Genomic DNA, 14,133 nt, shown 5'->3' on the forward strand with positions numbered 1-14,133 from the left:
TGCGTGATCTGGCCGTGCCTTTCTCCTGCTCTCTACGAGTGCTGGCCGGTGTGGTGGGGATGTGCGATGTCGCGATGCTGGTCGGGGATGGCGACCGGTGGGCCTCCAATCAGGTCTCGGGGGTGAGGGCGAACAGGCGGGCCGCCGGTACGGTGTCGGCGCTGATCACCGTCAGGCGACCCGGCTCGGCCTCCCAGGTCACGTGCCAGGAGGCGAGGTCGTGGGGGTATACGAGCCTCGGCTGGAGCTGCCGCCCGGCCAGGTGGGGCAGGTGGACGGTGAGCTTCGGATCGGCACCGGGGCGTCGCCACAGCGCGAGGTAGGTGGGTTGGTCGTCGCCGGTCGGCGGGCGCAGCCCGAGGGTGATCCAGGGATCGGCCCAGTCGGGCAGGCCGGCGGGCCAGCAGGGCAGCGCCCGGGCGAGGTGGTCGCGGATGCCGCGGTAGGCGGTCACCCCGTCGGCGACCAGCCGGTGCTGGTCGGGTGCCATCTGGTCCAGGTGGCCGGAGAGGTAGAGCCGTCCGACCATCCCGGTCACCAGGCAGAACGCGATGCCTTCCGGGCTCATGCCGGGTTGCGGGTAGGCCCAGTTGGCGGCCTGCTCCGGCAGCACGCTCATCGGTGCCGCCGCGGCGATCGGCGGGTACCGTTCGGGGTTCTGCTGGTCGCTGGTGGACTGCAGTTGCAGCCGGGCGAGCATGGCGTAGTCCATCCGCATGGCACCGGAGGCACAGTTCTCGATGACCAGCTCGGGGTGCCGGTCGAGCACCCCGTCAAGCCAGGTGAGCAGGGCTCGGCCGTGGCCGAGCAGACCGTCACCCGCGCTGGCGGCGGCCCGGTCGGTGCCGGCACCGGAGTCGATGTTGTAGTCGAGCTTGAAGTAGCCGATGCCGAAGTCGGCGACCAGCCGGTCCACCACCGCGTCGAGGTGGGCGAGCGCGGCGGGATGGCGAAGGTCAAGGTGGTAGCGCCCGTCCTCGACCAGCCGTTCGCCGTCGCGCTGGAAGAAGGCGTCCGCCGGCAGGTCGACTCCCACCGGGCTGTCGACCCCGACCACCTCCGGCTCCAGCCACAGCCCGGGCACCATCCCGGCGGCACGGATGCGCCCGATCACCTCGCCGAGGCCGTGGGTGAACCGGGTGGTCGACGGGATCCAGTCGCCCATCATCTCGTGCCACCGGGGGGAGCGGCTGTCGTCGTGCCAGCCCGCGTCGATGCAGAAGTATTCGGCGCCGGCGGCGGCGGCCGCCTCGATCAGCGGGTTGAGGGCTTCGCTGGTGGGCTCGCCCATCAGCGTGTTCATGTAGTCGTTGAACACGACGGGCAGGGCCTGCCGGTCGGGGTGTGGGCGGACGATGTGCCGGCGGTAGTGTGTGATCGCCGCCGCCGCGCCGTCCAGGCCGCCGTCGGAGACGGCGATCCCCACCGGTACGGAGGTGAGGTGCGCGCCCGGCGCCAGGACGTGCCGCCACTGGTGGTCGGTGTCGTTGGGACCGGTCGCCGTGAGGTAGAGCCCGGCCTGGCGTTCGCCGATCTCCCAGCGCCAGCTGCCGTTGTGCTCGATCTGCCAGCACCAGGCGCGCCCGGTGGGGCGGTGCACGATTACCCCAACCGGCAGGGCGTGTTTGGTTGACCAGGAGCCGGTGCTCGCCACCACGAAGGCATCGCGCGACCGGTGTCCGTGCAGCGGCAGGTCCAGGTCGGGCAGGTCGAGCGCGCGCACCGGTTGGCGACGCCACCGGTTCTCGGCGAGCCAGCTGCTCTGCGCCCAGTGCAGGTCGAGGTCGTCGGCGCCGGTGTCGGCCGGCAGGATCAGGTTTGCCACCAGGGAGCTGACCGCCCGCAGGGTCAGCGGATCGGGAGTGGGGTTGTGGACCACGGTCCAGGTCTGCAATGCCGGCACCCCGACCGGAGTCCGGAACCAGACCTCGACCCGCAGGCCGCTGCCCGGGTCGCTGGCGTCGACTCGCAGTGTTTGCCAGCCGTCCTCCGCGCTTTGGTGGTGGCCGTCGTAGCGCAGCCGCCGGCCGACCGCCGTGCCGGTCGAGCGGGCACCTGACCAGGCGCGCCCGTGCCCACCTACCTGTATCTCGACCAGGGGGTGGTGCTGCCCGGTCTGGTGCACCGCGCGGTTGTCGACGGCGAGGTGCACCAGGCTCGGTGGGGCGTCGGGCGGGGTGGTGAGGATGACCGCGAGGGCGGAGTGTCCCCAGTGGAGGTCGTCGTTGTCTCGGTGGATCGTGCTCACACGTGCTCCTCAACAGGGTTGACGGCGCGCTTCAAGGTCATCGGGTGAAAAGGTTTTCAGATTGTGCGCAGAGAGGCCCCGTGAACATTTCCGTCCAGGGCTTGCTGGTCCCTACCGGCCCATGATCGAGTCGACCTGCTTCTGGGCGGCGGTCAGCGCCTCGGCGGCGGGGCGGTTGCCGAGCAGGATCTCGTCGACGGCGGCACCGACCGCCTGGGTCACCTGGTCGAAGTTGACCGTGACCGGGTAGAGGAAGGTGTGCTGCGATTCCAGGTAGGTGGTGTAGGCGCTGACGTCCAGGCCGGCCTGCTCGCGGACCTGCTCGCCGATCTTCAGTGACGCCGGGATGGCCGGGAAGACCACGGCCTTCTCGCCGACCACGTTCTGGCACTCGGCGGACGCGAGGTACTTCACCCACTGCCAGGCCTCGTCGCGGTGCGCGGTGTTGGCCGAGATCGCGTCGGCGAGACCGTTGTAGATGCTCCACCGGCCCTGCGGCCCGGTGGGCAGCGGAGCGAAGCCCACCTCAGCGCCGGAGATCCCGGTGAAGCTGCTGATCGCCCACGAACCGTTGATGGTCAGCGCCACGTCGCCCGCCTCGAACAGCGAGACGTACCCGACGCCCTGTAGGTCAGCCAGCGGCGTCAGGTAGCCGGCCTTGACCATCCGGGCGAACCAGTCGAGTGTCTGCGCCAATCTCGGGTCGTCGAACTGGTAGTCGGTGCCCCAGGGGTTGCCGTCGGCGAGCAGCTCGAAGCCGAGACTGCGGGCGAAGTTGCCCCAGCTGGTCTGACCGGACGCCGAGTTGGACGGGTTGTCGAAACTGAGTCCGTACACGGCGACCTTCGTCGCGTCGAAGCCCGGCTCGTTACCGCGTACGCCGTTCTCGTCGACGCTCAGTCGGGCGATGATGTCCTCGAAGGTTCCCCCGTCGCTGGGGTTCCAGGTGGCGTTCCAGACGTCCTCCCGGCTCAGCCCGGCCGCCGCCAGCATGGTCGAGTTGTACGCCATGGCGATGGTGTCCCAGTCCTTCGGCAGCCCGTACCGCTTACCGTCCTGGCCCACCCAGAGTTCGGCGAGGCCCGGGTAGTACTGCCCCAGGTCGACGTTGTCCCGCTCGACGTATTCGTTGATCGGCAGGATCACCTGGTTCTGCACGAACGACGGGTAAAACGCCAGGTGGTCGGTGAACACGTCGGGTGCCCGGCGGGCGGCGAACTGGGTGTTGAGGTTGCTCCAGTAGTCTTCCCACGCGTACTGGGTGATCTTGACTTCCACCCCGCTCTGCGCGGTGAACGCGTCGGCGCACTCCTGGTACTGGGGAATCTGCCGGTCGTCCCAGAGCCAGTAGTCGAGTGTCACCTTGTCGCCGTCACCGGTGCCGCTGCACGCGGCCACCAGCAGGAGCGCGGCACACATCGGTACCGCGATCCGCCGGCGCCAGCTGAGTTTCATCGTGGACTCCTCTCAGATGTGATTCGTTGCGCGTAACCCAATCCCCCCGCGCGGTCGCCGCTCGCGGCGACCGCCTGTCATTTGAGGCCGGTGAATCTGATCGAGTCGACGATCCGCCGGCCCATGGCCAGGAACAGCAGAACCACCGGCAGCGCACCCAGCACGGTGGCCGCCATCAGCCCGGTCCAGTCCGGCGCCGCCTGGGGCTGGCCGGACCGGAAGGCCGACAGGCCCACGGTCAGCACCCGTACGCTCGGATCGCTACCCGCCACGAGCGGCCACATGAACTCGTTCCACGCCATGACGTACGCGAGGATCGCGGCGGTGGTGAGCGGAGCCGCCATCACCGGCACGCAGATCCGCAGGAATATTCGGGGATGGCCGGCCCCGTCCATCCGGGCCGCGTCCTCCAACTCGCTGCTCATCCCGAGGAAGAACTGACGAAGGAAGAACACCATGAACGGCGTCATGAAGAAGTACGGCGCGGCCAGACCGGCGAACGTGTCCAGCAGGCCGACCTCGCTGAGCAGCACGAAGTTCGGGATCAGCACGAAGATCGGCGGCACCATCAGCGTGGACAGGAACAGGTAGAACACCGCGTCCCGGCCGCGCCAGTGCAGCCGCGCGAACGCGTACGCGGCCATCGCGCAGCAGGTCACCTGCCCGACCGTGACCAGCGTCGCGAAGACGACGGAGTTGCGCAGGTAGAGCCAGAACTGCAGCTCGGCGCCGGAGCCGCCGGCCGCCCGCACCTCCTCCGGACTGGCCAGCCCGAGCACCCGCCGGAAGTTGACCCAGGTGGGCTCCGCCGGCAGCACCGACTGGTCGCCGGTGAACAACGCCGAGTTGGTCGAGAAGGCGGTACGCAGAATCCAGTAGAACGGCAGCAGTGTCCCCGCCATCAGCAGGACCAGCACCGCCCAGGCGGCGATGCGGGACAGCCGGAACCGCAGCGGACGGCGAGGCTTGCGGGCTGGGCGGCGCGGCACCGCCGGCCGGTCGGTTGATGCGGTGGTGGTCGAGGTCATCGCCAACCTCCCTTCACGCCAGGTCGGACCGGGAGCCGCGCAGCCCCCGCATGATGAAGAAGGTGACCGCGGCCAGCAGCACGGCCAGCACCGCCGACATGGCGGCCGCATAGCCGGCGTTGTTGAAGTTGAACGCGTGCCGGAAGATGTAGACGTAGATCACCAGGCTGGAGTTGGCCGGTCCGCCCGGTTGACCTCCGATGCCGCCGGTGGCGACCTGCACCAGGTCGAACACCTGGAACGACCCCACCACCGACAGCACCAGCACCAACGCCAGCACCGGACGCAGCAGCGGCAGGGTGACCCGCCAGAAGGTCCGCCACTCCCCCGCACCGTCCAGCGCCGCCGCCTCGTACAGGTGACGGGGGATCATCTGCAGGCCGGCGAAGATCAGGAGTGCGGTGTAGCCGACGAAACGCCAGGTGTTCACACCGGCCAGCGTCGGGATCACCTGAGCCGGCGAGCCGAAGAAGTCCTGGCCACCGATGCCCACCCAGTCCAACAGGTGGTTCACCACGCCGAGCCGGGGGTCGAGCATCCACAACCAGAGCAGGCCGACGACCACCTGCGGGATCAGCCACGGCAAGACCAGCACGCCGCGTACCAGCGCTGATCGGGTGAGCCGGTCCATCATCACCGCCATCGCCAGGGCGAGAGCGGTCTGCACCCCGATGTTCAGCACCACGTACAGCGCGGTTACCCGCATCGAGTGCCAGAACAGCGGGTCGGCGGCCAGGTCCTGATAGTTCTGTAGACCGACCCAGTCGCCGGAGCCGCGCAGGACGTTGTAGTCGGTGAAGCTCATCCACAGTGCACGGATGGCGGGCCAGAGGTAGAAGACGACGAAGCCGAACCCCGCCGGCAGGAGGAACAGCGCGGCCACCGCGCCAGGGTGATGCCGCACCCGTTGCCAGCGCTCGCTCATCCGAGGACCTTCCCGATGCCTGCGGTGCCTCCCGCAGTGGGTTCACGGCACACGGATGATAACGTTTTCATGGGAGGCGAAAACGGATCGTAATCTATCCGTAATCCTTCGACAGTCATCTAACTGGCACTCCGTGACGGCGCCGCCCCGGCAGGCGCCGTTTCCCGACTACGATGTGTTCTGAGATGCCCAGATTCGTGAGCCGCACCCCCGCCATCACCGACGTCGCCAAACTGGCCGGTGTCTCGGTGCCGACCGTCTCACGCGTACTGACCGGCTCGGTTCCGGTCAGTACGGAGCGCCGGGAACGGGTGCTGCGGGCGATCCAGGAACTCGGATACCGGCCCAACGGTGCCGCCCGCGCCCTGATCAAGGGGCATCAGTCGGTGATCGCGGTGCTCGCCGGCGCCACCACCCGATACGGCTACGCCCTCACCATCCAGGGCATCGAGGAGGCCGCCCGGCTGGCCGGCTACATCGTCATGATCACCGTCATCGAAGCCGAGGACCCGGACACCGTCACCAAGACGATCGACCTCGCCCTGGCGAACCCCGTCGCCGGAGTCATCGTGCTGAAATTCGACCCGGCCGGCATCGCGACGGTCCGCGCCATGCCGTCGGGGGTCCCGGTCGTGGCCGTCGCCGGCAGCCGCGGCTCCGGCGTCCCCCACGTCGTCCTCGACGACACCACCGCCGCCATGACCGCCACGGACTACCTGCTCCAACTCGGCCACCGCACCGTGCACCACATCGCGGTACCACTGGCCGGGCGCCGCAGCGGCCGCTCCGCCGGCTGGCGCAAAGCCCTCGAGCGTGCCGGCGCCGAGATCCCCCCGCTGATGGAGGCCGGCTGGGATCCCCACCGGGCGTACGAGATCGGCCTCACTCTCGCCGACCGCGACGACGTCACCGCGGTGCTGTGCGGCAACGACGAACTGGCCATCGGCCTGCTGCGCGCCCTGCACGAGAAGGGCCGCCGGGTCCCTGACGAGATAAGCGTCGTCGGGTTCGACGGCCACCCGCTCGGCGCCCTGTGGAGCCCGGCCCTGACCACCGTGCAACAGGATTTCGTCGATGTCGGGCGACGAGCGTTCCGCGAGGTGGTCGCCATGATCGGGAATGAACAGCCGCCCCAGAACTCCTCCGGCACCCCCCATCTGGTGATCCGGGAGAGCAGCGGTCCGCCGCCCGAGGCCAAGCGCCGCTGACGTTCGCACCGTCCTCGCGCCGCGCACCGGAGCAACCCGCACCGCAACAGCCCTGGACGACCCTTGACATCGAAAGGCGCGCCCAGCCACACTACCCCTTGCTAATTCGATTTAGCAGCGCGCTGGGTCCATAGAGTGCCGGAGCGGGTCAGATCCAACGGGCAGGGAGCCCGCGTGGCCCGGAAGGGAGCACTTCATGTCCAACCACCACACCACGTCCCGTCCCGCAGTCGTCTCCCGGCGGCAGCCGTCGTACGAGGACGGCGCCACCCTCCGGTGGCCCCTGCGGCGGTGAGTCGAATCAAGAACTGATGCTTCCCAGTTTCGATTCATCAGCATCACCCGCCCCCGGACGCCACCCGCATCGGGTCAGAAGAGGCCCGCTGCGGCGGCGCGATGGCCACCAGGCGCACATCTCGCACACCACGAGATCGAACAAGGCCACGAGAAGAGACTGCAGAGGAGTGTGCTCGAATGAGAAATGCGATCGGAAGGCGCAGGCTCAGGCGCGCAATCTCGTTACTCGCGTTCATGGCAGTCGGTGCAGGCGCCATCGCCTCCCCGCCGGCTGCCGCCGCAGGCGAGCCCGCGAAGGTGGACGGCGCGACCGTCAAGGCGGATAGCGGTTCACCGACCGGATACACCGCTACGTTCGTCTACCACAATCCCAATGCCACCCAGGTCCGCCTTGCCGGCGACCTGACTCTGCTCGACGTCGGTACTGGCAACACGCGGTATCAGCCGGAAGCGTGGCAGCCGGGGCGGTACCACGCCGGAGGTACCGAGTTCCTCAGGGACATGGCCAGGGATTCCGAGGGATACTGGTCGATCTCGATCCCGCTGCACGCCGGAAGTATCAGCTACTGGTACCGGGTCTGGGACCCGACTCAGGGTTGGGTGAACAAGCGCATCTGGGATCCCGCCTCGACGAACCCTCGGCCCCCTGGCGAGTCCTCGTTCCGGGTCAGGAACAACGACGTCCTCGATGCCGTATACGTGCCGTACGCCGAGAAGCAGAACGACCCGGTGCTGAAGGAGCGTGCGGAGTACGAGTTGCCGATCGCGGACCCCTCGCGGCGGGGCACCGTCCAATACGTCCCCTACACCACGATTCTGGGCGACAGTGGCCACTACCTCGGCGTCTACCTACCGGCCGACTACGATGCCAACCGCGCACAGCCATACAAGGTTGCGTATCTCGCCCACGGCATCTTCGGTGATGAGACCGACTTCATGGTCCCTGCGAATGTCCCGAACATCCTGGACAACATGACGGCGAAGGGCGAGATCGAACCCACGGTGGTCGTCACCATGGGGAACCACTTCACGGGCACCAGCCTCGGCTTCGCCTCCTACAACCAGACCAACGCCGCCAACAACCTGGTCCAGACGATCCTCCCCCTCATCGAGGAGAACTACAACGTCTCGACCGAGCGTGCGGGGCGCGCCTACGCCGGCTTCTCGTACGGCGGGATGACGGGCGCCCACGTCATCAGGGGCTACCCGACCACGTTCGCGTTCTATGGACACTTCTCCGGTAATCCGTCCCTCACCGCGCAGGACTACGACAACGTCGCGGCTGCGGTCGGGGATGATGACCTCTTCGTGTTCCTCGGCAATGGCGTCTTCGAGGGCAACCTCAACGCCCAGAACGCCATCGCGAACAACTTCAGGGCTCGAGGATTCGCCGCGGAGACGACCCAGGTCCCCGGCGCGCACGACGGGATGACGGCGAGCCAGCTGTTCACGATCTTCGCCAGGGACTACCTGTGGTCGGGGGTCGACTCCGTTTCGGTGACGCCCGCGACTGTGGACCTGACGCGGGGCTGGAACTGGGTCAGGCAGTTCAGCGCTCAGGTGACGACCAACGAAGGTGTGAGCCCCGCGGTGACGTGGTCGGTCGAGGGAGCGACCTCGGCGGCCACCACCATCTCCACGGACGGTCTGCTCTCGGTGGCCGCTGACGAGACCGCGTCGTCGCTCGCCGTCGTGGCGACGTCGGTGATCGACCCGACCAAGGCAAGCTCAGCCCAGGTCACCCTGGCGCCGCCCGGCACGGCAGGAGTCGTGGTCAAGGCGAAAGCCGCGCCTGCGTCGATCGTTCGCGGTGGCACGTTCAACCTGAACGTCGATGTGCGGGCAAGGTCCCAGCACAAGAAGGCTCCGAAGGTGACCGGTGAGATCGCGGTGACCTTCGGCGGCACGACGCAGGTGGTTCCGCTGACCGGTGGCGCGGCCGTCGTCACACTGCCGACCACCGGACTGTCAGCAGGGGTGTACCCGGTCCACGTCGCCTACTCCGGTGACCTGACCTACGCTCCCGACGCGGCAGTCCACCAGCAGCTACGGGTTCGATAGCCAGCAGGCATGGTGGGCCGGCGCTCCCGTCGTCGGCCCACCATGAGCGATCCTGGGACCCAGCGGTCAGAGGTAGCTGACGCCGGTCAGTTCTTCGGCGGCAGCCCAGAGTCGCTTGCCGACGGCCGGGTCGACGGCCTCCCGGCTGAGCCGGGCCTCGGTGACCCGGCCGCGCGTTTCCCAGAGCCCGGACGGGCCGAAGAACTGGCCGCCGCGCACACCGGGCTCGGTCGCGGCGTGCAACTGCGGCAGCGCGCCCTGCTCCACCGGCTGGGTGGCCAGCAGGCCGAGCCACGCGATCGCCTGCCCAAGCCGGCCGCGGTGTTCCCAGGCCCGCAGTGTCAGGTTGGTGCGGGTGAGACCGGGGTGGGCCAGCGCGCTGACGATCGGCGATCCGGCGGCGCGCAACCGCCGATCGAATTCGATGCCGAAAATCGTGGTGGCGAGTTTGGACCGGCCATACGCGGGAGCGGCCCGGTAGTTACGTTCGAACATCAGGTCGTCGAAGTCGAGATGCGCAGTCTTATGGGTGATCGAGCTGAGACTGACCACGCGGGCCTGCCGAGCCGCGGCCAGGTTGCCCAACAGGAGGCCGGTCAGCGCGAAGTGGCCGAGCATGTTGGTGCCGAGCTGCAGCTCGAAGCCGTCGGCCGAGGTGCGGCGCGGGCTCCGTCGCGAGGCGGCCGGCAGAGCCATCCCCGCCGATCGTCCGAAGTCCGTCAACGCCCGGATCCGCCGCGCCGTGCGGGCGCGTGGCCACTTCCCCAACGAGGGCGCCGCCCTCAAGTGCGTCTACCTCGCCGTGATGAGCCTGGACCCGACCGGGCAGGGCCGCCGGCGGTGGACCATGCGCTGGAAACCCGCCCTGAACGCCTTCGAGATGGCCTTCGAAGGACGCTTGTCCGCAGGCCGAAAGTAACCCTCAACAAGCCTGGTTACACCGTTCGTTTGACAGACCCCACCGATAGGTCAGCCGTTCGATCACGGCGATAGCGTAGGCGGTTCCGGATGGGTACGGACGCCCGATACCGTGCCGTGGTGGTACTCCGGGTGGGTTGGGCTGCTTCTCGACCGGCAGCACACGTAGACGGTGCCCGACAGAAAGAGGGTGGTCGCAGGGCTCAGCCGCGGCTGGCGTACAAGTAGACGGTCACTGCATCGGGGGCATCAAGGTTGAACAGGACAGCTCGGCGTGTGCCGTCGGCAGTGGGTTGCTCTTCATCGATGCCGGAGATGGCCTTGGCGGTTTCGGGGTCCCACAGGTCGCCGCCGCCGACGTTGTGTTCTGCGTCGACTGCCCGTAGTCCGGGTGCGGGCGTCGCAGTGAACCTCGCCGTGGCGATGAAGGCGTCGAGCTCGGTACGGGGTATGCGAAACTTCGCCGAAAGCAGGGTTTCCAGGCCGTTGCTGTAGGCGGCGGTAAGGAGCACGGTTCCGGGCGGCAGGGTCACGTGAGCGACCGCTTCCACCTGAGCCGCGCTGGCGACCTGCGGCTTGGACTGCACTGGGAACAGGTCGATTCCGTTGGTGCTGGCGACCAGCCCGGCCCCACAGCTGATCAGCGACAGCACCAGGCTGATGCACGCAAGTACGAGTGCCATGGTGCCGCGCATATTGCGGGCGGCCGGGGCGGCAGTCTCGATCATCGCCGACACGATACGGTGCGCACGCTCATCGGCAGTTCAGGAAGTCGGCCTGGCCGCAGTCGGACCACGGAGCGTGACGGCATCAGCTGGCAGGTAGCGTGCCCGCTCGGCGACAGAGGCGGATGCTCGGCTCGCCGGTCGGCGTCGCGGTGTGCGGTTCGCAGGCGATGGATCACCTCGGCATGCACCGGTCAGCGGCCGGTAACGCCGTCGACGAGTTCCCGCAGGATGTCGGCGTGCCCCGCGTGCCGGACGGTTTCGCCCGTCATGTGGGCGAGCACCCAGCGCAGCGTGCGGGGTTCGTCGTTCACCGGGCGGGCGGTGCGGGCGTCGAGACCGTCGGCCGCATGGATGTGCGCGTCGCTCTCGGCGATCGCGTTCCGGTAGGCGGCGATGACCTGATCCGCGGAGCGGTCCGGGGCGACCACCATGTCGAAGTCGAGGTCGGCGTACTGCGGGTCGCCAGCCAGCGTGTATCCGAACCAGTACCGCTCGGCGTCGGTTAGGTGCTGAACCAGCCCCAGCAGCGTCGTGTCGGACACGACCAAGCGGCGCCGTAGCTGTTCAGCGTCCAACCCGTTGACCTTCTTCAGGACGCAGGACCGGGCGAAGGTCAGAAACGCCAGCGCCGTATCCAGCTCGCCGCCGTCGTTGAGCGGCACACGTTCGCGTTGTGACTCGAGCATGGCCCCGACCCTACGTCTCGGCCCCGCCGCCGGCGCACGCCTGTGCGGCAAGGCGCGCACGGCCGACCTCAGTCGTCGTGGAGCAGGGCGGCGAGTTCGGCGCGGTTGCTGGTGCCGAGTTTGGCGGCGGCCCGGTAGAGATGGCCTTCCACGGTTCGTACGGAGACGACCAGCCGGTCGGCGATCTCCCGGTTGGAGCGGCCATGGGCAGCCAACATGACGACCTCTCGTTCCCGCATGGTCAGCGGCAATGGTCTGGCCGCGGCGGCCAGGGCCGGGGTACGGACGCCGCCGCACGCCAGTGCCAGCCGGTGGGCGCGGGCCGCCGCAGTCTTGGACCGGGTGGTCTGACCGTGCCGGGTGTAGGCTGCCGCCGCCTGCGCGGCGCTGTCGGCGGCGGCCAGCAGGTCGCCGAGTTCTTCGAGCTGGGTCGAGGAGGCGAGGAGGGCGTCTCCGTCGTTGGCGGCGAGGGCGGCGGCCTGCGCGGCGGCGGCCGGTGCTCGGGGGCCCTGCACGCGGGTGGCCAGGTCGGCGAGCCGGTCGGCGACCGAACCATCGCCGAGGCAGACTGCGGTGTGCAGCGCCAGGATCTCGTGTGCGAGCTGCCCACGGGACGCGGCGACTGTGGCCGCCTCGTGCGCGAGGGCGACCGCCTCGCTCAGCGTGCCCTCGGCGGCGGCAACCCACGCTCGAGTCACCATCAGTTCCGGCTGCAGAACCAGCAGTGCGGGATGCTCCATCGCCAGCAGCTCGGTGAGGGAACGTCGGGCGGCGACGAGGTCACCGGTAACGGCCAGCGCTCGGGTGGTCGAGAGCAGGCAGAAATACAGGAATCCTCCGGCGTTGCCGGCCTGCTCCAGGCCGGCCCGGGCTTCGTGCAGCAAGCGCAGCGCGGTGACCACCTGGCCCCGGGCAAGTTCCGCCTCCGCCACGAGGGTATTGGCCAGCTCGATGGCGAACGGAATGCCCTTGGCCGTCTCCTGGGTGTCGACTGCGACTGCGCGTGCATCGTCGAGGAAGCCAGCCAGGCGCAGCCCGAGCACCTGCCATCCGGCCAGCGGAACGCGGAGGTACGCGAGCTCGGGCGACCGGGCGGCGGCTATCTGGCCCCTCGCGGCAGCCGGGCCGAGTTCGTCGACGCGACCCAACGTGGCGAGCGCGGCGACCAGCCCGCAACTGGCCAGTGCCACCGACTCGTCCGGAAGCCCCGGCCAGGCCAGCGCCCCCGGCTGAGTACGAGTCCGTCGCAAAGCTCGGGGAGCCGGTGAGCGGATCCGCCGACGGTGCCAGTTACGACGACATCTATGGCCAGCTGTGGTTCCCGTGCCGTGGCGGCGAATTCTGCGGGATCCAGGTCGACATCAACGACCCGGACAAGCGCAAGGACGTCGCGCTCCGAGTGGGCACAATCCTGCAGGGCCGCGTGTAGACCCTGGCCCAGGATCAGCCGGACGAAACACGCTCACGCAGCCGGTCCGGCTATGACCACGGCGGCTGGGAGACGGTCGTGGCGGCAGAGAGTAGGCATTTCCCTGATTCGCTGGCCACCCGATCGGCCCTACCGTGAAGACCTGCCGCACCGATGCGTGACCGAGGAGGACCGGGTGGCCGCTGGGAAGCAACCCGTGATCGAGGGGTTGTCGGCGCTGACGCTGATTGGCCGTGGTGGCTTCAGCACCGTCTACGGGGCCCGCCAGGAGCGGCTGGCCCGCAATGTCGCGGTCAAGGTCCTGCACGTCGACATCTCCGATCCCCGGGCCCGTGACCAGTTCCGCGACGAGTGTGCGGCCGCCGGGCGTCTGGCCACCCACCCGAACATCATCACGGTGCACGACTCCGGTGTGACGGCCGACGGCGAGCCGTACCTGGTCATGGAGTTCTGCGAGCAGGGCAGCCTTGCCGACCGGACCAGCGGCGGTCCGCTCGACGCCGCGCGGGCCCTGCCGATCCTGGTCAAGCTCTCCGGCGCGCTCGCCACCGCCCACCGGGCCGGGATCCTGCACCGCGACGTCAAGCCGGAGAACATCCTCTTCACCAACTACGGCGAACCGGCCCTCGCCGATTTCGGTGTCGCCGCCCTGACCAGCGGTGCGAAGCGGTCCGTCACCATCGCCGCCCTCACCCCCAACCACGCTGCGCCCGAGATGCTCGACGGCGGCCGGGCCTCCACCGTCTCCGACGTCTACTCGTTGGCCAGTACGGCGTACCAGATCCTGACCGGCGCCCCGCCTTTCCAGCGCGGCCGCGACGAGGGGCTGCTGTCGTTCTTCGGACGGGTGGTGAACGAGCCCGCCCCGACGCTGAACGGCACCGGCCTGCCGCCCGGTCTGGCCGAGGTGATCGCCAGAGGTCTGGCCAAGGACCCGGCCCAGCGGTACCCGACGGCCGAGCAGTTCGGTGACGACCTGCGCCGCGTCCAGGGCGCCGGCGGGTTCGCCCTGACCGAGCTGACCGTGCAGGCGGTGGGTGCCGGCGAAGGGCCCACCACGCGCGCGGCTCCCGTGGCTGCGCCCGGGGCGCCGCCGGTGCCGGCGGGACCGTCGTCGGCCTCCGAGGTCGTGGTGCCACCGCCCCCGCCG

12 protein-coding genes and 1 pseudogene are annotated in these 14,133 nt (G+C 69.1%); 5 read left to right on the forward strand and 8 right to left on the reverse strand.

All coding sequences use genetic code 11. The features are described from left to right. Positions 1-109: 109 nt before the first annotated feature. From C1I95_RS11460 to C1I95_RS11475, 4 genes are all read right to left on the reverse strand, one after another. Positions 110-2,248: a glycoside hydrolase family 36 protein gene (locus C1I95_RS11460; protein ID WP_233513564.1), complete on the reverse strand. Its 2,139-nt coding sequence runs from the start codon at positions 2,246-2,248 to the stop codon at positions 110-112. Positions 2,249-2,359: 111 nt separating this feature from the next. Further along, on the reverse strand, positions 2,360-3,703 hold the full coding sequence (locus tag C1I95_RS11465; RefSeq protein ID WP_111213785.1) for an ABC transporter substrate-binding protein: 1,344 nt from the start codon (positions 3,701-3,703) through the stop codon (positions 2,360-2,362). A 77-nt stretch (positions 3,704-3,780) separates the two neighbouring features. Then, entirely contained in the window at positions 3,781-4,731 is a 951-nt protein-coding gene (locus C1I95_RS11470; protein ID WP_111213786.1) for a carbohydrate ABC transporter permease, read from the reverse strand. A gap of 13 nt (positions 4,732-4,744) precedes the next feature. Next, positions 4,745-5,656, reverse strand: coding sequence for a carbohydrate ABC transporter permease (locus tag C1I95_RS11475; RefSeq protein ID WP_111213787.1), 912 nt, complete (start codon positions 5,654-5,656; stop codon positions 4,745-4,747). A 185-nt stretch (positions 5,657-5,841) separates the two neighbouring features. Between C1I95_RS11475 and C1I95_RS11480 the strand changes: the two genes are divergently transcribed. Then, on the forward strand, positions 5,842-6,864 hold the full coding sequence (locus tag C1I95_RS11480; RefSeq protein ID WP_111213788.1) for a LacI family DNA-binding transcriptional regulator: 1,023 nt from the start codon (positions 5,842-5,844) through the stop codon (positions 6,862-6,864). Between the two features lie 474 nt (positions 6,865-7,338). Continuing rightward, positions 7,339-9,222 carry an alpha/beta hydrolase-fold protein gene (locus C1I95_RS11485; protein ID WP_158566365.1) on the forward strand — a complete coding sequence of 628 codons (1,884 nt, stop codon included), beginning with the start codon at positions 7,339-7,341 and terminating at the stop codon, positions 9,220-9,222. Positions 9,223-9,288: 66 nt separating this feature from the next. Here C1I95_RS11485 and C1I95_RS11490 read toward each other — a convergent pair whose 3' ends face one another. Next, positions 9,289-9,918: an SDR family NAD(P)-dependent oxidoreductase gene (locus C1I95_RS11490; RefSeq protein ID WP_233513565.1), complete on the reverse strand. Its 630-nt coding sequence runs from the start codon at positions 9,916-9,918 to the stop codon at positions 9,289-9,291. 16 nt (positions 9,919-9,934) lie between these two features. Here C1I95_RS11490 and C1I95_RS11495 point away from each other — a divergent pair. Next, positions 9,935-10,141: pseudogene (locus tag C1I95_RS11495) on the forward strand (transposase); the annotation flags it as partial. A gap of 202 nt (positions 10,142-10,343) precedes the next feature. On the opposite strand, the gene C1I95_RS11500 reads toward C1I95_RS11495, so the two are convergent. The 3 genes from C1I95_RS11500 to C1I95_RS11510 form a co-directional block, all read right to left on the reverse strand. Then, positions 10,344-10,868 (reverse strand): hypothetical protein, encoded by a 525-nt coding sequence (locus C1I95_RS11500; protein WP_146605697.1) that lies wholly within the window; start codon positions 10,866-10,868, stop codon positions 10,344-10,346. Positions 10,869-11,059: 191 nt separating this feature from the next. Then, positions 11,060-11,554, reverse strand: a complete 495-nt coding sequence (locus tag C1I95_RS11505; protein WP_111213791.1) for a DinB family protein — start codon at positions 11,552-11,554, stop codon at positions 11,060-11,062. 68 nt (positions 11,555-11,622) lie between these two features. After that, positions 11,623-12,744 carry a response regulator transcription factor gene (locus tag C1I95_RS11510; protein ID WP_111213792.1) on the reverse strand — a complete coding sequence of 374 codons (1,122 nt, stop codon included), beginning with the start codon at positions 12,742-12,744 and terminating at the stop codon, positions 11,623-11,625. 74 nt (positions 12,745-12,818) lie between these two features. Here C1I95_RS11510 and C1I95_RS35205 point away from each other — a divergent pair, with 74 nt between their 5' ends. Then, the gene (locus C1I95_RS35205) at positions 12,819-12,983 is read left to right on the forward strand and encodes a hypothetical protein (RefSeq protein ID WP_158566367.1); all 165 of its coding nucleotides are present in this window, start codon (positions 12,819-12,821) and stop codon (positions 12,981-12,983) included. Between the two features lie 175 nt (positions 12,984-13,158). Further along, positions 13,159-14,133: serine/threonine-protein kinase (locus C1I95_RS11515; RefSeq protein WP_158566369.1), on the forward strand; the 975-nt coding region annotated here is incomplete at its 3' end.

This window comes from Micromonospora craterilacus (genome assembly GCF_003236315.1).
GTDB classification, from domain to species: domain Bacteria; phylum Actinomycetota; class Actinomycetes; order Mycobacteriales; family Micromonosporaceae; genus Micromonospora; species Micromonospora craterilacus.

Bases quoted from the DNA above. Each gene is read 5' to 3' on its own strand.
- C1I95_RS11490 (WP_233513565.1), bottom strand. From the start codon at position 9,918: ATGGCTCTGCCGGCCGCCTCGCGACGGAGCCCGCGCCGCACCTCGGCC.
- C1I95_RS11485 (WP_158566365.1), top strand. From the start codon at position 7,339: ATGAGAAATGCGATCGGAAGGCGCAGGCTCAGGCGCGCAATCTCGTTA.
- C1I95_RS11480 (WP_111213788.1), top strand. From the start codon at position 5,842: ATGCCCAGATTCGTGAGCCGCACCCCCGCCATCACCGACGTCGCCAAA.
- C1I95_RS11465 (WP_111213785.1), bottom strand. From the start codon at position 3,703: ATGAAACTCAGCTGGCGCCGGCGGATCGCGGTACCGATGTGTGCCGCG.
- C1I95_RS11500 (WP_146605697.1), bottom strand. From the start codon at position 10,868: ATGATCGAGACTGCCGCCCCGGCCGCCCGCAATATGCGCGGCACCATG.
- C1I95_RS11470 (WP_111213786.1), bottom strand. From the start codon at position 4,731: ATGACCTCGACCACCACCGCATCAACCGACCGGCCGGCGGTGCCGCGC.
- C1I95_RS11505 (WP_111213791.1), bottom strand. From the start codon at position 11,554: ATGCTCGAGTCACAACGCGAACGTGTGCCGCTCAACGACGGCGGCGAG.
- C1I95_RS11475 (WP_111213787.1), bottom strand. From the start codon at position 5,656: ATGAGCGAGCGCTGGCAACGGGTGCGGCATCACCCTGGCGCGGTGGCC.